Origin of the sequence: Streptomyces marispadix, from assembly GCF_022524345.1 — a bacterium.
Taxonomy (GTDB): domain Bacteria; phylum Actinomycetota; class Actinomycetes; order Streptomycetales; family Streptomycetaceae; genus Streptomyces; species Streptomyces marispadix.
The window spans coordinates 6,145,742-6,165,221 of record NZ_JAKWJU010000002.1 but is presented as its reverse complement, the minus strand read 5'-3'; the positions used below and the strand labels follow the sequence as shown (position 1 = coordinate 6,165,221).

The following is a 19,480-nucleotide window of genomic DNA, read 5'->3' as shown; positions in this document are numbered from 1 at the left end:
GGGCCTCGCCGACCCGGCCCGTACGCACCCGGCACGCGTACGAAACGGCGCCCGTACGCACCCGGCGTCCGTACGCACCCGGCGTCCGTACACACAACAAGGGCCCGGCAGCGTCGAGTTCGCTGCCGGGCCCCCGGCGTGCTGTGTTCGCGGAGCGCGCTCGGGGCGGGCTCAGTCCTGCGCGGAGCGGCGCTTGCGCGCCACGACGACCAGGCCGGCACCCGCGACCAGGACGACACCGGCCGCACCGGCGATCATCGGGGTGGCGCTGGAGGCACCGGTCTCGGCGAGGTCGTCGCCTCCGCCGTTGGGAGCGGTGCTGGGCTTCTCGGACGGCGCCGGGGCCGGGGCCTCGCTGCTGGACTCGCTGGGCGAGGGAGCAGGCTCGCTCGGCGACGGGGACTCCTCGCACACCGGCGACATCTTGGTCTCGTTGACGTCGAACTTGTCGTCGTCGACGGCGTCGATCACCAGGCGCACCTCCAGCGGGGAGGTGTGCTTCGGCAGGTCGACCTTCTTGTCGAAGGTCCGGCCGAACTTCTCGTCCACCAGGGTCTTGTCACCCGCGGTGATCTTGATGGTGTTGCCCTGTTCGCTGTAGTTCTCCAGGTGGATGCTCGTCGAGTAGCAGTCCACCTTCCAGCCGGGCACGTGGGCCGAGGCCGGCGAGGCGACGAACATCCCCGTGCCGACGAGAGCGGCAGCACCGGTGGCGACGGCGGCGGAGCGGTGCCATCTCTGGCGTATAGCTGTCATGGTCTCCCTCTGAGGTGAAGAAGTGGTGCAGAGCGGATGGTCGTGCGAGGACAGCACGGTACTCCCCGGTACATCACTGGTCGCGCCCGCCCCCTGACGGACCGACAGGCCCTGGAGAAGGAGCAGTTCAGGCGTGGTGGCGTGTGATGCGGCGCGCTGTGCGCGCTCCCCCGTGCGGTCCGGTGGCTGCCCGCCCGTTCCCGCGGAACCCGCCGACCCTACCGCCTTCCGGTCATCGGCGGTGGAAACTCACGCACATTGAGTGGTCTCAACTACGAAACGGGCCGAGGGAGTACCTGTGGAGAAACCATGGCGTGCCACTGCGCCGAGCCGGCAACGAGGCGCCGGTCCACACCCAGGGAGGTCAGTGAGTTGAGCCATCGACGCAAGGACAGCAAGCGGGCGTATGTCATAGCCGGCTCGGGCGTTGCGGCACTGGCGACAGCGGCCATCATGCTGCCGTATGCGAACGCGGGACAGCAGGAGCAGCAGGGGCCGCGCACCATGAGCGCGAAGGCCGCCGCCGCGATGGGGACGAAGCTGGCCGACGAGAACGGTTCGCGTACGGCGGGCTGGTTCATCGACAGCAAGGCCAAGCGGCTGGTGATGAACGTGCTCGACGAGGAGACCGCGCAACGCGTCGAACAGAGCGGCGCGCAGGCCAGAATCGTCCAGAACTCGAAGGCCGAGCTGAAGAAGGTCAGCGACACCCTGGCGAACGGCGCTTCGATGAAGGGCACGGCCTGGTCCGTCGACCCCCGCACGAACAAGGTGTCCGTGCTGGCCGACAGCACCGTCGACAGTGGCGAGTGGGCCTCGCTGAACAAGACCGCCGCCAGCATGGACGGCATGATGACCGTCAAGCGTTCCGGCGGCGAGTTCAAGAGGTTCCACGGCGCCGGCGGCGCGGGCCAGAACGGCCAGGGCCAGCAGGGCCAGCAGGGCCAGGACGACCAGGGTGCGGGTGCCGCGGCGGGTCAGGGCGACCAGGACGCGGGCAACGACGCGGGTGCGGGCGACCAGGCCGCCGCTGACGGCGTGCTCGGCGGCGACGCCATCTTCGCCGGAGGCGTGCGCTGTTCGCTCGGCTTCAACGTCCAGGTCGACGGTGCACCCGGCTTCCTTACGGCCGGTCACTGCGGCAACGAGGCGAAGAACTGGACGTCCGACGAGGCCGGCGCGCAGGCGCTCGGCACCATCCAGGACTCCAAGTTCCCCGAGACCGACTTCGCGATCGCCACGCTCGACGACGCGCAGGCCGAGGCGACCAGCGCCGTCAACCTCGACCCGCTCGGCCAGGGCCAGGGCGGAACGCAGGAGATCACCGGCGCGGCCGAGGCCGCCGTGGGCATGCAGGTGCAGCGCAGTGGCAGCACCACGGGCGTGACCGACGGCGAGGTCACCGGCCTCGACGCCACGGTCAACTACGGCGGCGGCGACGTCGTCAACGGCATGATCCAGACGAACGTCTGCGCGGAGCCGGGCGACAGCGGCGGCGCGATGTTCTCCGAGGACAAGGCCGTGGGTCTGACCTCCGGCGGCAGCGGCGACTGCACGCAGGGCGGCGAGACCTTCTTCCAGCCGGTCACCGCGGCGCTGGAGGCCACCGGCGCGACGATCGGCGAAGGCGGCGCCGGGGAGGCCGGACAGCAGCAGGAGCAGCAGCAGCTCCCGTAACCGCCGTCCGGCCGTCCCTCGGGCGTCCCGGAGGCCGTACCGTCAACTGCTCACGGTGAAACCGGAGCTGGTGCCGGAGATGGCCTTCGGGGCGCCCGCGACCGGTTTGGCGTCCCCTTCGTAGGCGATCCGGTACTCGCCGGAGGCCGTCCCCTCGGGGATGTCCCAGGTGACCGTCACCTTCGAGGCGGCGACGCCGTACCGCTCCCAGCGGAAGGTCGTCGACCAGTCGCCGTCGTCCGCGACGGTGCGCCATTCGCCGTCCTTGCGCTGCTCGACACGCAGATAGGTCCCGCCCCTGTGAAGCACGTTGCCCGGGTGGGCCCCGGCGAAGACCACCGTGACCCGCTCGCCCGTACGGTAGTTGGCGCGCGGAGCGGTGAGCACGTCCCCGAACTCGTGGGAGATGGGCGGCGCGTCGAGCACGATCGGCGGCTGCAACGAGATCGTCTTTCCGGAGATGTCGGGGGCGACGGGCCCGATGGGCAGGCTCTCCCCGTCCCGCATGGCGCGTGCGAGCCGGTCCGCGGTCTGCTGGATCGCGGGGAGCTGCCAGCGTCCGAAGAGGGTGCTTCCGCCCTCGTACTGCTGCGAGTCGTACTCGTCGGGCGTCGTGAGGTAGTGGAAGTAGGAGTTGGCGTAGCCGGCGACGAGTACGTCCCGCACGTCCGCGCCGACCGTCTCGGCGACCGTGCGGCGCAGCCGCAGACCCGCGCACACCGTCACCTCGCCGGGCACGCCGATCAGATACAACTGCCCGATGCGCAGCAGCTGTACGGGCACCTGTTCCTGGACCCAGGGGTAGATCGCGTTCATCGCGCCCACGGGCGCGAAGATGCCCTTCGGCGCCTGCGCCTCGCGCAGTTCGGGAGACGCCTCGTAGATGACGGAGTCGGAGATCTTGTCCCACAGGGGGTTCTCGCCCTCGTCGAAGCCGGGGAAGGCGGGCCCGTCCTCCAGGCTTCCCGCGGCCATCGACGCCCCGATGGCGGGCTTGGACGTCTTGTGCTGCTTGCCGTCGCCGGTGTACTTCGCCTCCACGGTCACGTCGGAGAGGTCGATGTAGACGAGGCGGGAGTCGACGCCGCCGCTCATCTTCGTGCCCCGCCGGTCGAGTTGAGCGGCGGCGGACTCGTACTGGCGCAGGCCGCACTTGCGGGTGCTGTCGAAGTCGGCGGGCGTCGTCGGCGGTTTCAGATCCAGGTTCGGCGACATGTCACCGGCGTTGGTCTGTGCGAAGGCGGAGACGAAGTCCGGTGCGGCGTCGGCGAGATAGTCCTCGCCGTGTACCTCGCGCTCCCAGTGGTAGGCGGCGTAGCCCTTGTTGTCGGCGCTGATGAGCTTGTTCTCGCCGGACATGCTGGTGCCGTGCACGGCGAACCAGTTGACGGCTCCGGCCGCGCGCCCGTCGCGTTCGATGCGCAGCAGCGTGCTCTGCGGGTCGATCGCCTCGGGGAAGTGTGAACGAAGCTCCGAAGGGTTGCGCTCGAACGCCTCGCGGGACCTGTTGGCGCTGGTGCCGCTCAACTCGGCGTGGGTGAGGGTGAGTTCGGAGGGCGCGAGGTCCTCGTGCGCGCGGGTCGCCGCCTCGACGACGCCGTCCGTCATCGCCTGGAAGGTCTTCTCGTGGAATCCCAGCGTGGTGAGGTCGTAGAGCAGATGGTGCGAGGAGCCGCCGGGCCCGCAGTGGGTGTGGGTGGCGGCGATCATCACGTTGCGATGCGTGTAGAGGTCGCCGTACTTCTCGCCGAGCCGCTTGAGCACGGCCTGGTGCACGCTCTCGAAGATCATGGCGGTGTCGACGACGACGAGCAGTACGCGCTCGTCCGTCTCCCGGTCGGCGAAGACGAACGCCCTTGCGCGCAGGCGGGTATGGAGCCCCTGCGCCTGCTGGTCGACGCGGCCGTAGCCCATCATGCCGACCTCGGCGATCTCGCCGGTGGTGTCGGAGATGCCGCGGCCGACGAGGTAGCCGCTGTCCGCGGCGGCGGGTGCGGGCCGCCCGGCCTGTGCGGCCTGCGCGCTGGGGGTGACGCCTGCCAGGCCGAGGCCCGTCAGGGCTGCGCCCGCGCGAAGTACGGTGCGTCTGCTGCTGTTCGGGCCCCGCCCGGCGGATGTGGGGGTTGCCGGAGCGGGTGCGTCCTCCTCCGAAGTGGCGGCGGCGGACGGGGAATTGTGGGGGTGGGTGCTCAACGGGTGCTCCTCGGTAGGGCTACTTCCCGGTAATGCCCATCGAGGATGTCACTCCGTGACCGGGCTCACAATGCGCGTGCGCGGATTGGTCGGAACCAATTCGCGGGCGCCTCGGCCGCGTTGGGACTCAGCCGCGCTGCGCGAGCAGCGACGCGTGCGTGGGCGCGTCGGGCACTCCGGGGGCGCGCCGCGCTTCGAACTCCTTGCGCAGCACGGGCACCACCTCTTCGCCCAGCATGTCGAGCTGCTCCAGCACGGTCTTCAGCGGCAGCCCCGCGTGGTCCATCAGGAAGAGCTGCCGCTGATAGTCGCCGAAGTGCTCGCGGAAGGTGAGGGTCTTGTCGACGACCTCCTGCGGGCTGCCCACCGTCAGCGGCGTCTGCTCGGTGAACTCCTCCAGCGTGGGCCCGTGCCCGTAGACGGGAGCGTTGTCGAAGTACGGCCTGAACTCCCGTACGGCGTCCTGGGAGTTGCGCCGCATGAAGACCTGGCCGCCGAGCCCGACGATCGCCTGCTCCGGGGTGCCGTGCCCGTGGTGGGCGAAGCGTTCGCGGTAGAGCCCGATGAGCTGCATGAAGTGCTCCTTGGGCCAGAAGATGTGGTTCGCGAAGAAGCCGTCGCCGTAGTACGCGGCCTGCTCGGCGATCTCGGGGCTGCGGATGGAGCCGTGCCAGACGAACGGCGGAACTCCGTCCAGCGGCCGGGGAGTCGAGGTGAAGCCCTCCAGCGGGGTGCGGAAGCGGCCCTCCCAGTCGACCACATCCTTGCGCCAGAGCTCGTGCAGCAGCGCGTAGTTCTCGATGGCGAGCGGGATGCCCTGGCGGATGTCCTGGCCGAACCAGGGGTAGACGGGCGGGGTGTTGCCCCGTCCCATCATCAAGTCGACGCGGCCGTCGGCCAGATGCTGGAGCATCGCGTAGTCCTCGGCGATCTTCACCGGGTCGTTCGTGGTGATCAGCGTCGTCGAGGTGGAGAGGATGAGGCGTTCGGTGCGCGCGGCGATGTGACCGAGCATGGTCGTCGGCGACGACGGCACGAACGGCGGGTTGTGGTGCTCGCCGGTGGCGAAGACGTCGAGTCCCACCTCCTCGGCCTTCAGTGCGATGGCGACCATCGACTTGATCCGCTCGTGCTCGCTCGGCGTGCTGCCGTCGGTGGGGTCCGTCGTGACGTCCCCGACGGTGAAGATCCCGAACTGCACCGCTCTCACCCTCTCGTGCGCTCCGGCATGCGCTTGGTAGTTCATTGTTGAACTACGACCCGCGGCAGTCTCCCATGCCGTCGCCCTCCATGGTCACGCGGAGCGGCGGCGGAGGCGAGAGACCAGGTCACGGGGGTACGCCACCGGGCACACGGCACGGTGGCGCCGCCCGGAGGTGACCTCCGGGCGGCGCCACCGGGGAAGAGGGGATCAGCGGGACCCACTTCAGGGCCGCAGGACCCCGGAGTACGTCAGCCGCCGACGTTCACGTCGATGCAGGCGTAGAACGCGTTGGCGGTGTCGGCGATGTTCCACACGGCGAGCACCTTCTGCTTGCCGCTCAGGCCGCCGAAGTCCACGTTGTGCGTGACGGTCTCACCGGGCTGCGCGCCACCGTCGTCGAACTCCGCGATCTTCGATCCGCCGACGAAGTACTGCCATGTGCTCGTCGAATGCCGCGCCGTCAGACGCCACTTGAACTCCGTGGACTTGCCGACGGGCGTGACGGCCCAGCCCTTGCCGTCGTCGTCCAGCTCGGAGAACTTCTCGTTGCCGCCGCTGCAACTCGTCAGCCCCTTCGGGCCCTCGACGCTCTGCGGCTCGTACTTGATGTCTCCGCACTCGACGGTGCCCGCCGCACACTGCGCCTGCCTGCTGGGCGGCGAGTCGACGTACCCGTGCGCACTCGCCGGGGCGGCCGGCAGCGTCAGCACGAGAAGCGGAGCGATCCCCGCCCCGAGGCTCGCCGCGAGCTTTCGCTTGAAGTGCATGCCAACTCCTTCACGGTTCCGGCCGCCGCAGCGAGCGGCGAGGAGGAGGAGGGCACACGGGTGCCGCACACCATCGACGACGGCCTCGTTGAAACGCGGAGGCGATGTGAAGGCACGCCCGCCAGCGGCGAGTTCAGCCGTGGGGAGTCTCTGACGGCTTCGAGCTGGGGGACCCGTTCACGCTCGCCATTAGTCTAGACCTTACTGATTGTCTGCTCGCGGTCAAGATGCCGGGAGCGATCGATGACAGCGCTTTCCGGACACCGGGCCCGTACGAGCGGTTTACGCCGCGTGCGAGGGTGGGAACGCGATCCGGGATTCCCGGCGTCACCCGTGGGGCCGAGCGGCCCTCACGGTCCGACACCGTCCTCGACAGCAGGAGAGCACATGAGCACCACGGAGCTCACCAAGGACAACTTCGACGAGGTCGTGGCCGACGACGGCTTCGTACTGATCGACTTCTGGGCGGACTGGTGCGGTCCGTGCCGGCAGTTCGCACCGGTCTACGAAGCGGCTGCCGAGCGCCACTCCGACCTGACGTTCGCCAAGGTGGACACCGAGGCGGAGCAGGAGCTGGCAGCGGCCTTCGAGGTCCAGTCGATCCCCACGCTGACGATCGTCAGGGACCGCATCGTCGTCTTCTCCCAGCCGGGCGCGCTGCCCGAGCCCGTACTGGAGGATCTGATCGGGCAGGCACGCGACCTGGACATGGAGGAGGTACGCCAGTCCGCGGCGGCTTCGGAGGAACAGCCCGGCCAGGGGGAGCCGTCGGGCCAGTAGGCCCGGCAGGGCGGCACGGGACGGCGGACCCGGGGGTTCCGGGAGCCGGGAGCCGGGGCCGAGAACCTCGGCGGGGGGCCGGGAGCCGGGGCGTTCTCACTACTGCTGGGAGCCCTCCTGCTCCTCACGCAGGACCCTGCGGCGCCGGGTGATCACCAGCGTCGCCCCGGCCGCCGCGGCGGCGAAGGTCACGGCCGGCATCCAGGGCCGGTCGATCCGGTGGCCCAGCAGACGGTCGAGCGACAGGGCGCCCGGCCCCGCGACGGCGAGCGCCGTACCGGCGAGGCCGAGGTAGGCCGGAAACTCCAGCCCTCCCTTGTCGTTGAAGAACCCGGCCGGTCGATGGACCGAGGCGGCGCCCGCCATCGCCGCGGCCACGGCGGCACCGGCTCCCGGCGTCGCCAGGCCGAGGGCGAGCAGCGTTCCGCCGCCGGCTTCGCCGAGGCCCGAGGCGAGTGCCATCCGCCGTCCCGGGCGGAAGCCGAGCTGTTCCATGGCCTTGCCGGTCCCTTCGAGGCCGTAGCCGCCGAACCAGCCGAAGAGTTTCTGCGTGCCGTGTGCGAAGAGCACGCCTCCGGTACCGAGGCGCAGTGCGAGTAGTCCGATGTCCTGTCGGATGCTGTGGGTGCTTCGGCCGCGGCGGTGGCTTCTGCCGCAGAGCAGCGTGTGGCCCATGACGTCGTCCCTTCTCACGTGCTCAATCAGGGTTCTCAGGAGTCGGGGTGCTCAGGGGACTCGGGGAGAGACTGGGGCTCGGTGAACTGGGGGTCTCGTCGGGACGGGACTCGTCGGGGTGGTGGCTCGTCAGGCGGGGCTCGGCGAACTCGGCTCGGTGTGCTGCGCCGAGGGGCCCGTGAGCCGCGCGGGGGCTAGAGGGCTTCGGGGGATTCCGGGGACTCGGTGAGCATGCGGGACAGGTCGTAGCTGACGGGCTCTTCGAGCTGGGCGTAGGTGCAGCCGAGGGGGTCGCGGTCGGTACGCCAGCGGCGGAACCGGGTGGTGTGCCGGAAGCGGTCGCCCTCCATGTGGTCGTAGGCGACCTCGCAGACGCGTTCCGGGCGCAGCGGCACCCACGACAGGTCCTTGGTGCCGCTCCAGCGGCTCGGCGCCCCTGGCATACGGCTTTGCGTATGGGCCTCCTCGCTCTGCCAGCGCGCCCACGGATGCTCCCCGGGGTCGGGCATGCGCAGCGGCTCGAGCTCGGTCATCAGCTCGCGGCGGCGGCTCATGGTGAACGCCGCGCACACCCCCACGTGCTGGAGCGTGCCGGAGCCGTCGTAGAGGCCGAGCAGCAGCGAGCCGACTCCCTCGCCGCTCTTGTGCGGGCGCAGCCCGGCGAGCACGCAGTCCGCGGTGCGCTCGTGCTTGATCTTGACCATGAGCCGTTCGTCGGGGCGGTACGGCAGGTTCGGGGCCTTGGCGACGAGTCCGTCGAGCCCGGCGCCCTCGAACTCGTCGAACCACTGCCTGGCCAGGTCGATGTCCGTCGTCGCGGGCGCCACGAAGACCGGGTCGCGGGCGGGGCGCAGCGCCCGTTCGAGGACTCTGCGGCGCTCCTCCAGCGGCGTCTCCATGAGCGAGTCGTCCCCGAGTGCCAGTACGTCGAAGGCGACGAAGGACGCGGGGGTGGCCTCCGCGAGCATCCTCACGCGTGAGTCGGCGGGGTGGATGCGCTGCTGGAGGGCGTCGAAGTCGAGCCGGTCGTCCCTCGCGAGGACGATCTCGCCGTCGAGGACGCAGCGGGGCGGAAGGTTGGCGAGCAGCGCCGTGACCAGCTCGGGGAAGTAGCGCTTGAGGGACTTGCCGGTGCGGCTGCCGATCTCGGTCTCGTCGCCGTCGCGGAAGACGATGGCGCGGAAGCCGTCCCACTTGGCCTCGTAGTGCATGCCCGACGGGATCTTCGACGCCAGCTTGGCGAGCATCGGCTTGACGGGCGGCATCACCGGCAGGTCCATGCCGGAACTCTATTCGTGCGCGGGCGGGGGCGCCTGTTCTCCGGGGGCTGCCCGAGGGCGGCGCACCGTCCCCCGCGCGCTGGACCTGCGCCCCCGCGGCCCCCTCGGGCCCGGAAATCCGCGGGCAGCCGGGCCCGGGGCCGTGAGGGTCGTGGACCGTCATGAACGATCGTTCCGCCCGGCCCGCCCGATCACTCGCGCCGAGACCGTCGCCGACGTCTCCGCCGTGCCCGGCGTCCACCTCTCCGCCTTCCCGACCGCCCGGGAGGCCGACCTCGTCGACGCGCTGCGTGCCGACCGGACGGCGTGGATCGACGGCCTGTCCGCGGCCGGTCCGGGCCCAGGCCACGAGGCCCTTCGCAGGCTTTGACGGCCGCTCCCCCGCGGAAAGCTTTACCGTCCGCCGGGAGGCGCCCCGCCGCAGGCCCGCATAGCGTGGCGGCATGGGTGAGGCGGTGGAACTGACGGTCGGCGGGCGGCAGGTACGGCTGTCCAACCCGGACAAGGTCTACTTCCCGGAGCGCGGGCTCACCAAGCTCGACGTCGCCCGCTACTACCTGACCGTCGCGGACGGCGCGGCCTGCGCGCTGCACGAGCGGCCCACGACGCTGGAGCGCTACCCGGAGGGCGTCGGCGGCGAGTCGTTCTTCCAGAAGCGGGCGCCGAAGAACCTTCCCGAGTGGATTCCCACCGCTCGGATCAGCTTCCCCAGCGGACGGCACGCGGACGAGATCTGCCCCACCGGCCCCGCCGCGGTGCTGTGGGCGGCGAACCTGGGCTGTCTGACGTTCCACCCCTGGCCGGTGCGCCGCGCCGACACCGACCACCCCGACGAGCTGCGCATCGACCTCGACCCGCAGCCGGGCACGGACTTCGGCGACGCCGTGCGGGCCGCGCAGCAACTGCGGCCGCTGCTGGAGGAGTTGGGGCTGCGGGGCTGGCCGAAGACTTCGGGCGGACGCGGCCTGCACGTGTTCGTGCCGATCGTGCCCGAGTGGAACTTCGCCCAGGTGCGCCGGGCCGCCATCGCCGTCGGCCGCGAGCTGGAGCGCCGCGACCCCTCCCGTGTCACCACCGCGTGGTGGAAGGAGGAGCGCGGCAGCCGCATCTTCGTCGACTACAACCAGACGGCACGCGACCGCACCATCGCCAGTGCCTACTCCGTACGCCCGAACCCGCGGGCCACCGTCTCGGCGCCGCTGCGCTGGGACGAGCTGGGCAGTGCGCACCCCGACGACTTCGACGTGGTGACGATGCCGCTGCGGTACGCCGAAGTCGGCGACGTACACGCGGAGATGGACGCGCACCCCTGCCGGCTGGACGCCGCGCTGGAACTCGCCGCGAGGGACGAGAGCGAGCACGGACTCGGCGACCTCCCCTATCCGCCCGAGCACCCCAAGGTGAAGGGCGAGCCCAAGCGCGTACAGCCGAGCAGGGCGAAGCGCACCGGCGATTGAGCGCGGCGGATCGCACCGACGGCCGGGCGAGCGCACCGAAGACCGAGCGAGCGCACGAGGCTGAACGGGGCGAAGCTCACCGGCGGCTGAACGGGAGCGTGCGCCCTCGACTCCCCTGCGCAGGGCGGGAATCGGCCGCCCCTGCGGTACGGGCTGGACGGTCGGCGGTCACAACAGCGGTGCGGGCGGCTAGGGTTCACCCCTGAAACGGGTGTACCAGGGGGACGGGACCGGGAGTTCGAGTGACCGACGAGGACCGGCTGCTGGCGGGGAGGTACCGGCTCTCCCGGCAGCTCGGCCGCGGGGGCATGGGCACGGTGTGGCTGGCGCAGGACGCGCTGCTGGACCGCCGCGTCGCAGTGAAGAAGCTGCATGTGCCGCCGCACTTGGAGGACGACGAGCGTGCGCGGCTCTACGAGCGCACGCGGCGCGAGGCGCGAAGTGCCGCGCGGATCAGCCATCCCGGCGTCATCGTCGTGCACGACGTGGTCGAGGACGAGGGCCTGCCCTGCATCGTCATGGAGTACGTGCCTTCGCGTTCGCTGAGCGATGTGCTGCGCGAGGACGGTCCGTTGACGCCCGGGGCCGCGGCCCGCACGGGAGCGGCGATGGCCTCGGCGCTGCGGGCCGCCCATGCGGCGGGAGTGCTGCACCGTGATGTGAAGCCCGCCAACGTGCTGCTCTCGGACGACGGGGAGCGCATCGTACTCACCGACTTCGGCATCGCCGCCGCCTCCGGCACGACCACGCTCACGCGCACCGGTGAGTTCGTGGGAAGCATCGACTACGCGGCGCCGGAACGGATGCAGGGCGGCGAGTCCGGACCGGCCGCCGACGCCTGGGCGCTCGGGGCGACGCTCTACGAGGCAGTCGAGGGCGTGGCGCCGTTCCGCAGGAGCACGTGGGTGGAGACGGCGTACGCGACGGCGAGCGAGCCTCCGCGTCCGATGGAACAGGCCGGTGCGCTGGGCGAGTTGATCGAGAGTCTGCTGCGGAAGGACGCCGAAGAGCGCCTGACCCTGGAGCGGGCGGAGGAGTGGCTGGCGAGCGCGTCGGGCACGGTGGCGATGCCGTCGTCCGCCCCGTGGTCGGCGTCCGGCGAGGGTGACGGGCGTCGTGTGCCTGGCGGAGCGGGCAACGGCCAGGGGCCGGTCGCGGACGGCCGGGAGCAGCGCACTGCCCAGACGGCGACCGAACCGGGCCCCGCACCTCGGCCCTCACCGGGCGCGACGGCGGACGGCCGTCCGCCGAGCCCGGCGCGCGGCTCGCGCGCCGTGGCCTGGGCCGTGTCCGCGGTGGTGGCTCTCGCGGGCGTGACGGGCGGCGCGTGGTGGCTGACGCAGCATGGGCAGGGCCCCGGGAAGGGTCCGGGCGGCCCGCGACCGTCCGCCTCCCACACGGCGGGCCCCTCGCACACGGGTCCTCCGCCCCGTCCGCCCGTGGCCGACGGCTTTCGCCGGGTCAAGGACAAGCTCGGCTTCTCCGTCGACGTGCCCAAGGGCTGGCGGCGGCAGGCGCAGCCGGGCGGACAGCAGGCGGACTATCTCGCTCCCTCGGGTCGTACGGGGCTGAAGTTCAGCGTGCTGGACTTCGCGGGCGGCAGCCCGCTGCGGCACTGGAGGCAGCTCGAACCGCAGGTGCGCGCGAAGTCCCCCGGCTATCAGAACCTCCGTATGAACGCCACGACTTACCAGGGCCGCAAGGCGGCCATCTGGGAGTACACCTGGCAGGGCAGGGCACGCCCGTACCACGCCGTTGACCTCGGCTTCGGCAAGGAGGGAGAGCGGCACTACGCCCTCTACCTCTCGGCGCCGGACGCCGAATGGGGCAAGGCGAAGCAGTACTTCGACATGGCGGTGAAGACCTTCCGCGTCACACCGGGAGGCTGACCGGCGGGCGGACCGGACGGGACCGGGCCACGGCCTTCGGTCGCGGACGGGACCGGCCGGTCCAGGGCCCTCGGTCGACTCCTCCGGCCGACTGCCGGGCAGCGCATGCCCGTTGAGGCCCGTGACCGCGATCCCCCCTCGGGTGCCAGGGACTTGCTCAGTCCTCGTCGTGCCAGTGTCTGCGTCCGGTGCTGATGAGCTGGAGCTGACGGCGTGCCGTGGCGGCTACGGTGCCCTCATCCGGGCCCTCGCCCATGGCCGCGTCGAGGAAGGCCGAGGCCGTCATCACCATGTGGTCGACGAAGAGTTCGCCGAGCATCCGCATGTCCTGCGGACTCCAGCCCCGCGACACCTCGTCGGCGGCGAGCGCATCGGCGACCTCGCCGGCGAAGCGGTCCAACTCCGCGCCTATGGCGGCCCGTACGGCAGGGACACCGCCATGGCGCTCCCGTACGACGAAGCGGATGTGCGTGGGGTGCTCGCGTACGTAGCGGGCGATCGCGGAGACGGTGCGGTCGATGCGTGCGGCCTCGTCGGCGGGTCCGGCGAGGATCTCCTGTACGACCCCGTGGAGGCTGCCGAGCGACTCCTCGACGAGGGCGACGCCCAGATCGCTCATGTCTCTGAAGTGCCGGTAGAAGGCGGCCGGTGCCACGCCGACCACACGGGTCACCTCGCGCAGGCCGAGGCTGCTGAGGCTCTGGTGCTCCAGCAGCCGCAGCCCCGCGTCGAGCAGCGCGCGGCGGGTCCTGGCCTTCTGGGCCTCGCGGGCGGTCGGTGCGGGTGCGGGGGTGTGGCTCATGTCATTGAGTAAACAGGTGTTTGCGGTCTTGCGCCAAGGTAAGCTGTTCTCAGTGAACAGTTGTAATCCCAATTGTTCACTGAGAAGTGGAGAGGCGGAGGACCGGAGAGCGGCCGCCGGCCCTCCCAGACGAAAGGGCAGACATGCTGTTCATCGTTGCCGCGTTCCTCCTGCTGGGGCTCCTGGTGGGCACCGCGGCGCACATCCCGCTCCCGGCGACGTTCGCCGCAGCCGCCGCCATCGGCGCCTGGCTGCTCGTCTTCGCCGTCCGTGAGCGCAAGCACCACCGTCCGGGGAGCTGACCATGAACGCCATCAACACGCTTGTCCGGCCCGGGACTTCGCGTCCGGGCAGCCGCGACGGAGGCGACGTGCCCCAAGAGAACGAGACGCCCGGCATCTCCGGCGCCGAAGCCGCCGGAGCCGGAAGGGGCGGCGCCGGCGAGGAGGGCCGCGCACCGCGCTCCGCCCTCGCCGCACGGGTACGGGACGCCGACGGCATGGCCGTCGCCTCCTTCGTGATGGGCCTCGCCGGGCTGCTCGTCTTCAACCTCGTGCTCGGCCCGTGCGCGCTGGTGCTCGCCGGGCTGGCCCTGGCGCGCGGCACCACGCGCCGTGGCCGTGCCGTGTTCGGGCTGGCTCTCGGCGCCGCGGACTTGGCCGTACTCGTCGCCGTCGCCGCCGCCGACCAGACGTTCTCCTGGAGCATCACCGGCTGACCTGGAGCATCACCGGCCACAGGGCCGCACGGCCGCCGGGCCGCCGCGTGGAGCCGCTACATCGGCGACCGCCCGTCCCGCACCGGCTCGGCCAGGAGGAGCGCGAAGCGCTCCTCCTCGTCCGTCCACCAGTGGCTCAACCCGAAGCCCGCGCGGGCCAGTTCGGCGGTGAGCGACTCGCGGCGGAACTTCACCGCGATCTCGGTGAGCATCTCCTCGCCCGCCTCGAACTCGGCCGCCGCCTCCAGCGCGGGCAGCTCCACCGTCTGCGCGATGCGGGAACGCAGCCGCATCTCGACGCGTTCCTCGCCCTCGTTCCACACCGCTGCGTGCTCGAAGGCGTCCGGGTCGAACCGCGCGCCCAGTTCGCGGTTCAGCACCCGCAGCAGATTCTTGTCGAACTCGGCGGTCACGCCCTGCGCGTCGTCGTACGCCGGTACGAGCACCGCCGGGTCCTTCACCAGGTCGGCACCGAGCAACAGGGCGTCGCCGGACCGCAGTTCGCCTCGCAGCGCGGCGTAGAAAGCGGGCCGCGCGTCGCCGTCGAGGTTGCCGAGAGTGCCGCCCAGGAAGGCCACGAGCCGCGGCCCGGGCGCGTCGTCGGGCAGTCCGAGGTCGCTGTCGAGGTCGGTGACGCAGCCGGTGACCTTGAGGTCCGGATACTCCCGGCACAGCCGGTCGCCGGCCTCGCGCAGTGCGTCCGCGCTCACGTCGAGCGCCGCATACGACTCCAGGGTGCCGTGCCGCAGCAGGGCGTCCAGCAGCATCCGCGTCTTACGGGACGATCCGGAGCCCAGCTCGACGAGCGTGCGCGCGCCCGTGGCCGAGGCGATCTCGTCGCACCGCACGGCGAGAATGGAATGCTCGGCACGCGTCGGGTAGTACTCGGGCAACTTCGTGATCTCTTCGAAGAGTTCACTTCCGCGTGCGTCGTAGAACCACTTCGGCGGCAGCGACTTGGGGCGGCCCGTCAGGCCCTTGAGCACGTCGGTGTGGAGGGTGTCGGTGAAGTAGCCGTCGGACAGACGGCGGTTCAGCTCGAAACGGCCCGTCATGAGGTTCTCCTTGCGTGGATGCCGTCGACGCCTCCGTGGAGCTGTGCCGGTGGGCGTCCGGCGGCGTGGACCAGCGGGACGGTACGTACGGACGAGACGGTGGCCACGAGCAGCGACTCCTCGGGCACCTCCTGCCAGCCGTGCTCCGGGTCCGCGTCCGTCCCCGATTCGTACGCGGGTACGGGGGCGGAGGCTGACGCGGTCACGGGACCAGCGCCGGGCCCGAACGGGGTCGCGGGGCCGGGCTCGGGCCCGGGCTCGGGCAGAGCGGCGTCCGGCTCGGAGGCGACACGCACGCTTCCCGGCCCCGTGCGGTACCAGAGGGTGTCGCCGCGGCGGGTGGCCCAGATCGTACGGCCGTCCGTGAGGAGGAAGTTGAGCCGGGCGCCGGGGCGTATCTCCCCGACGCCCGCCGCGAGCCAGGCCAGTGCGTCCTCCACCGGCTCCCCCGCGCGGACCCGCCGGATGAGCAGTGCCCACAGCAGCGCGGAGTCGCAGCGGGCCTCCAGCGCCAGCAGGCCGGCCGGTTCCATCGGCTCGTCCAGGTCCTCGACAAGGCGCTCCCAGTCCCGTACTGCGCCGTTGTGACTGAAGAGCAGCCGCCCGTCGGCGTACGGCGCCGCCGCGGTCTCGTCCTGCGCCGTGCCCTCGGTGGCGTCGCGCACGGCGGCGAGAACCGCCGTGCTGCGTACGGCTCTTGCCAGGTCCCGCAGGTTGGGGTCCGCCCATACGGGGACGGCGCGGCGGTAGCGGGCGGGGATCTCCTCTCCGGACGGTGAGGCGCCGGGTCCGGCCGCCGCTTCCGGCCCGGTCGGCGGCCGATGCTCAGCCCGGGGCTCGGGATACCAGCCCAGCCCGAAACCATCGGCGTTGACCGTCCCGTGCCGCTGCATGCGGGGCGCCCACGACTGCTCGTAGAGGCCATGGGGCGGGGCGAGCACGATGTCGGCGAGCGTCGACTGCGGCCCCAGATAGGCGAGATGGCGGCACATCAGTCCGCTCCCCCGCTGCTGCGCGCGGTGCGGAAGCCCGCGAAGATCTGACGGCGCACCGGCAGGTCCCAGTTGCGGAACGTGCCCCGGCAGGCGACCTCGTCGGTGCCGAACGAGCCGCCGCGCAGCACCTTGTAGCCGCTGTCGAAGAAGACCTCCGAGTACTCGCGGTACGGGAACGCTGTGAAGCCCGGATAGCCGGTGAACTCGGAGGCCGTCCACTCCCACACGTCGCCGATGAGCTGCCGCGCACCGCAAGGTGCGGCACCGGCGTGGTAGGCACCGGCCGGCGCGGGACGCAGGTGCCGCTGACCGAGGTTGGCGCGGCCTTCGTCGGGTTCGCCGTCGCCCCACGGAAAGCGTCGGGACTCTCCGGTCTCCGGGTCGTGGCGTGCCGCCTTCTCCCACTCGGCCTCGGTCGGCAGCCTGCGGCCGGACCAGCGGGCGAAGGCGTCGGCCTCGTACCAGCACACGTGCATCACCGGCTCGTTGGGCGGTACGCGCTCGACGTAGCCGAACCGGCGGCGCGTCCAGCTACCGCCGTCCCGGCGCCAGAACAGCGGCGCGCCCAGCTCGGCCTTCCGCACATACGCCCAGCCGTCGGGATGCCACCAGCGCTCGTCGCGATAGCCGCCGTCCTCGATGAAGCGCATGAAGGCGCCGTTGGTGACCGGCACCTCGTCCAGGTCGAAGGCCGCCACGTCGACGGTGTGCGCGGGACGCTCGTTGTCCAGCGCCCAGGGCTCGTCGGAGGTGCCCATCGTGAACGGCCCCGCGGGGACGTGGACTTCGCCGTGCCTCTCGTCCGTCGCCCTGGAGGTGGGCGCGGGCGGATCGGGAGCGTCGAGCACGGCGGGGCCACGGCGCAACTGGTGCGTGGCGAGCATGGTCTCGTCGTGCTGCTGCTCGTGCTGGGCGACCATCCCGAAGACGAAGTCGCCCTCGAAGAGCGCGGGATCGGCGCCGTCGGGCGCCGGAGAGCCGAGGACCTCAAGCGCTCGGTCCCGCACCCGTGCGATGTACTCGCGTGCCGCCTCGGGCGAGAGCATCGGCAGGCCCGGCCGGTCGGCGCGAGGCGTCTGGAACGCGTCGTAGACGGTGTCCAGATCGGGCCGCACTCCGTCGCTGCCGCCGGCCGCGCGCACCAGCCAGATGTCCTCCTGGTTCCCGATGTGCGCCAGGTCCCAGGCGAGCGGCGACATCAACTTGGAGTGCTGCGCGGTCAGTTCGCCCTCGTCCAGACAGTCGGTGAGAGCGGCGGTGCGCCGCCGGGCGCGTTCCAGGGCGGCACGCGCACGCTCACGGCTGTCGTGCGCCGCCGCGTCGGCGGCCGTATCGGTCCCGGTGCGGCCGGTCCCGCGACGGCGCGCCTCCGTGTAGCCGGTGCCGCCGGTGGTGGCCGCCGCGGGTGTGTGTTCGGGCATCTTCGGGTCTCTCCTCTCCAGGGGCGCGCGGCTCGCGGTGCACGGCTCCGGGTGTCCGGCTCCGTGCCCACGGCTCGCGCACCTCGGCTTCAAGTCCGTTCACGCCGGGCTCGCGGTCCTCGGCGCGTGTCCGGGCGCAGGGCGAAGGCGCAGTGCGAAGGGCAAGGGGCGACAGGCGTACGAGGAACGACGGACGGCACGGCGCGGCGAACCGCGGGGCCCGGACGCCGGGGCGCGGACCGGCCGTCGGCCACCGCCGCGCACGGCGTCCGGGTCGCTCACCACGTCCACCCGGTCATCACGTCCACCGGGCCATGGCGTTCCGGTCATGGCGTCGGTCATGGCGTCCCGGTCGCGCACGGAGCCTCAGTCCCGCATCGTGTCCAGGCCGCGCATGGCGTCCAGTTGGTCGTGTGCCGGGCAGCGTCCGCGCTCGGAGTAGCGTTCGGCGAACTCGAGCACGGAGCTGTGGATCAGGCCGCCGTGGTCGTTGCGCGACAGCGCGGACTCGGCCGCCGCGACGCACTCTCGTACGGCCCGGCCGAGCAGCGGATCGGCGGGACCGTCCCGGGCCGCCCGCTGCCACACCGACTCGTCGCGCTCCAGGGGTTCCGTCGCGCTCCACGCGGTCTCGGCGGCCTTCGGATCGTCCAGCAGCGTCGCGGCGACGGCGGTCGCCGCGATCCAGCCGTCGCCGCACTGGGCGTCGATCATCCGCAACTCCAGCCAGCCGCGCGGCCGTACGGGAGGGAAGAGCGTGCCGAGGTGGTAGTCGAGGTCGTCGCGGGTGGGCGGGCGTTCCCGGTGTGCGCCCTTGAGCCAAGCGCGGAAGGAGAGCCTGGGCGGCGCAGTCCACTCGGCGGGCGGATCGCGGCGCAGACACAGCAGTTCGGCGTCGAGGGCGTAGCGCGCCCATCCCTCGCGGGGGTCGCTGTGCGCCTGCGGCGGTCTGGTGCGTCCGGGGTCGGCACGCGCCCACACGCTCTGCCGGGTGGAGACCCAGCCGGTCGGACGAGAGCGCCACAGCGGGGAGTTGGCGAAAGCCGCCACCAGTACGGGGCCGAGCCGGTGGGCGAGGCGCCAGCGGTGGCGGTAGCCGGTGGGCCCGTCGGAATCGTCACCGGCGTCCACGCTGACCTGCACGGCGGCGGTGGCCCTCATCATCATCCGGCCCCAGGGGCCACAACGGTCGAAGTGCGCCTCCATGGCGCGGTATCGGGGGTCCTCCAGCACCCTCGGCGGGCTGAGATACGGATCGAGTCCCCGTCCGTAGAGGAGCGCGCCGGAGCCGCGCACGCGATTGCGCAGCACGGTCAGATCGGCGGCGGTGGTGGCGACGCACTCGGCGAGCGTCTCGCCCGGCGGTGAGGAGACTTCGAGCTGTCCGCCGGGTTCCCTGGTGAGTCTGCTTCCTCCCGGCAGACCACGGGTCCACAGCGGGGCGAGCGCCTTCTCCAGCCTGCCCGCCGGCACGGCACGGGACGGCGCGGACCGGTCGCGTACGAGCCATTCCAGCTCCACTCCGACCCTGCGCGGCGGACCCGTCTTGAAGCAGATCCCCCCTACGTACGCGGCTGCTTCGTCCTCGTTCAGCACGGCATCCATGCTTCCGGTGCCTCCTGTCGGATACGGAGCGGTGCGTGTGCGTAAGTCCTGAGGGTCCGAGCCTCCTTCGCCCGTGCGCCGCGCGCAAGACGGCAGTGTCGGCCGGGGTGAAGCGGCGGCCCGGTCGAGCGGGGCGGCGGGCGCCCTCCGCGGCGGCGGGACAAGGCGGCGGCGCGGGCCGGTTTGCGCTGCTCGGAGCGGTCAAC

The 19,480-nt window shown here is 71.8% G+C and carries 17 protein-coding genes and 1 pseudogene; 7 read left to right on the top strand and 11 right to left on the bottom strand.

The window, feature by feature from the left end; all coding sequences use genetic code 11:
- Positions 1-171: 171 nt before the first annotated feature.
- Positions 172-756 carry an LAETG motif-containing sortase-dependent surface protein gene (locus MMA15_RS25635; protein ID WP_241062529.1) on the bottom strand — a complete coding sequence of 195 codons (585 nt, stop codon included), beginning with the start codon at positions 754-756 and terminating at the stop codon, positions 172-174.
- Between the two features lie 372 nt (positions 757-1,128).
- Here MMA15_RS25635 and MMA15_RS25630 point away from each other — a divergent pair, with 372 nt between their 5' ends.
- The gene (locus tag MMA15_RS25630) at positions 1,129-2,433 is read left to right on the top strand and encodes a S1 family peptidase (RefSeq protein ID WP_241062528.1); all 1,305 of its coding nucleotides are present in this window, start codon (positions 1,129-1,131) and stop codon (positions 2,431-2,433) included.
- Between the two features lie 42 nt (positions 2,434-2,475).
- On the opposite strand, the gene MMA15_RS25625 is transcribed toward MMA15_RS25630, so the two are convergent.
- From MMA15_RS25625 to MMA15_RS25615, 3 genes are all read right to left on the bottom strand, one after another.
- On the bottom strand, positions 2,476-4,626 hold the full coding sequence (locus tag MMA15_RS25625) for a neutral/alkaline non-lysosomal ceramidase N-terminal domain-containing protein (RefSeq protein WP_308290589.1): 2,151 nt from the start codon (positions 4,624-4,626) through the stop codon (positions 2,476-2,478).
- A 127-nt stretch (positions 4,627-4,753) separates the two neighbouring features.
- Entirely contained in the window at positions 4,754-5,827 is a 1,074-nt protein-coding gene (locus tag MMA15_RS25620) for an LLM class flavin-dependent oxidoreductase (protein WP_241063494.1), read from the bottom strand.
- Positions 5,828-6,078: 251 nt separating this feature from the next.
- Positions 6,079-6,597 (bottom strand): lytic polysaccharide monooxygenase auxiliary activity family 9 protein, encoded by a 519-nt coding sequence (locus tag MMA15_RS25615; protein ID WP_241062527.1) that lies wholly within the window; start codon positions 6,595-6,597, stop codon positions 6,079-6,081.
- A 387-nt stretch (positions 6,598-6,984) separates the two neighbouring features.
- Between MMA15_RS25615 and trxA the strand changes: the two genes are divergently transcribed.
- On the top strand, positions 6,985-7,377 hold the full coding sequence (gene trxA / locus MMA15_RS25610; protein ID WP_241062526.1) for a thioredoxin: 393 nt from the start codon (positions 6,985-6,987) through the stop codon (positions 7,375-7,377).
- A gap of 99 nt (positions 7,378-7,476) precedes the next feature.
- Here the strand turns inward: trxA and MMA15_RS25605 are convergent, their stop codons facing one another.
- Positions 7,477-8,052 (bottom strand): DoxX family protein, encoded by a 576-nt coding sequence (locus MMA15_RS25605; protein WP_241063492.1) that lies wholly within the window; start codon positions 8,050-8,052, stop codon positions 7,477-7,479.
- 194 nt (positions 8,053-8,246) lie between these two features.
- Positions 8,247-9,332: an ATP-dependent DNA ligase gene (locus tag MMA15_RS25600; protein WP_241062525.1), complete on the bottom strand. Its 1,086-nt coding sequence runs from the start codon at positions 9,330-9,332 to the stop codon at positions 8,247-8,249.
- Positions 9,333-9,522: 190 nt separating this feature from the next.
- Here MMA15_RS25600 and MMA15_RS25595 point away from each other — a divergent pair.
- The 3 genes and pseudogenes from MMA15_RS25595 to MMA15_RS25585 all read left to right on the top strand — a co-directional run.
- Positions 9,523-9,657 (top strand): annotated as a pseudogene (locus MMA15_RS25595) (GNAT family N-acetyltransferase); the annotation flags it as partial.
- A 118-nt stretch (positions 9,658-9,775) separates the two neighbouring features.
- The gene (gene ligD, locus MMA15_RS25590; protein WP_241062524.1) at positions 9,776-10,789 is read left to right on the top strand and encodes a non-homologous end-joining DNA ligase; all 1,014 of its coding nucleotides are present in this window, start codon (positions 9,776-9,778) and stop codon (positions 10,787-10,789) included.
- Positions 10,790-11,031: 242 nt separating this feature from the next.
- Complete coding sequence (locus MMA15_RS25585) at positions 11,032-12,678, top strand: serine/threonine-protein kinase (protein ID WP_241062523.1); 1,647 nt, start codon at positions 11,032-11,034, stop codon at positions 12,676-12,678.
- A 157-nt stretch (positions 12,679-12,835) separates the two neighbouring features.
- On the opposite strand, the gene MMA15_RS25580 is transcribed toward MMA15_RS25585, so the two are convergent.
- Entirely contained in the window at positions 12,836-13,480 is a 645-nt protein-coding gene (locus tag MMA15_RS25580) for a TetR family transcriptional regulator (RefSeq protein WP_241062522.1), read from the bottom strand.
- A 143-nt stretch (positions 13,481-13,623) separates the two neighbouring features.
- On the opposite strand from MMA15_RS25580, the gene MMA15_RS25575 reads away from it, so the two are divergent.
- Entirely contained in the window at positions 13,624-13,782 is a 159-nt protein-coding gene (locus MMA15_RS25575; protein WP_241062521.1) for a hypothetical protein, read from the top strand.
- A gap of 95 nt (positions 13,783-13,877) precedes the next feature.
- Positions 13,878-14,198, top strand: coding sequence for a DUF4190 domain-containing protein (locus tag MMA15_RS25570; protein WP_372498374.1), 321 nt, complete (start codon positions 13,878-13,880; stop codon positions 14,196-14,198).
- A gap of 56 nt (positions 14,199-14,254) precedes the next feature.
- On the opposite strand, the gene egtD is transcribed toward MMA15_RS25570, so the two are convergent.
- The 4 genes from egtD to egtA all read right to left on the bottom strand — a co-directional run bounded on the left by egtD (position 14,255) and on the right by egtA (position 19,274).
- The gene (gene egtD, locus MMA15_RS25565) at positions 14,255-15,253 is read right to left on the bottom strand and encodes an L-histidine N(alpha)-methyltransferase (RefSeq protein WP_241062519.1); all 999 of its coding nucleotides are present in this window, start codon (positions 15,251-15,253) and stop codon (positions 14,255-14,257) included.
- The gene (locus MMA15_RS25560) at positions 15,250-16,245 is read right to left on the bottom strand and encodes a class II glutamine amidotransferase (protein WP_308290588.1); all 996 of its coding nucleotides are present in this window, start codon (positions 16,243-16,245) and stop codon (positions 15,250-15,252) included. The genes egtD and MMA15_RS25560 overlap by 4 nt, the downstream gene beginning before the upstream one ends.
- Positions 16,245-17,669 carry an ergothioneine biosynthesis protein EgtB gene (gene egtB, locus MMA15_RS25555; protein ID WP_241062518.1) on the bottom strand — a complete coding sequence of 475 codons (1,425 nt, stop codon included), beginning with the start codon at positions 17,667-17,669 and terminating at the stop codon, positions 16,245-16,247. Before egtB ends, MMA15_RS25560 begins: the two co-directional genes overlap by 1 nt.
- Before the next feature lie 366 nt (positions 17,670-18,035).
- Complete coding sequence (gene egtA / locus MMA15_RS25550) at positions 18,036-19,274, bottom strand: ergothioneine biosynthesis glutamate--cysteine ligase EgtA (protein ID WP_241062517.1); 1,239 nt, start codon at positions 19,272-19,274, stop codon at positions 18,036-18,038.
- Positions 19,275-19,480: the final 206 nt, after the last annotated feature.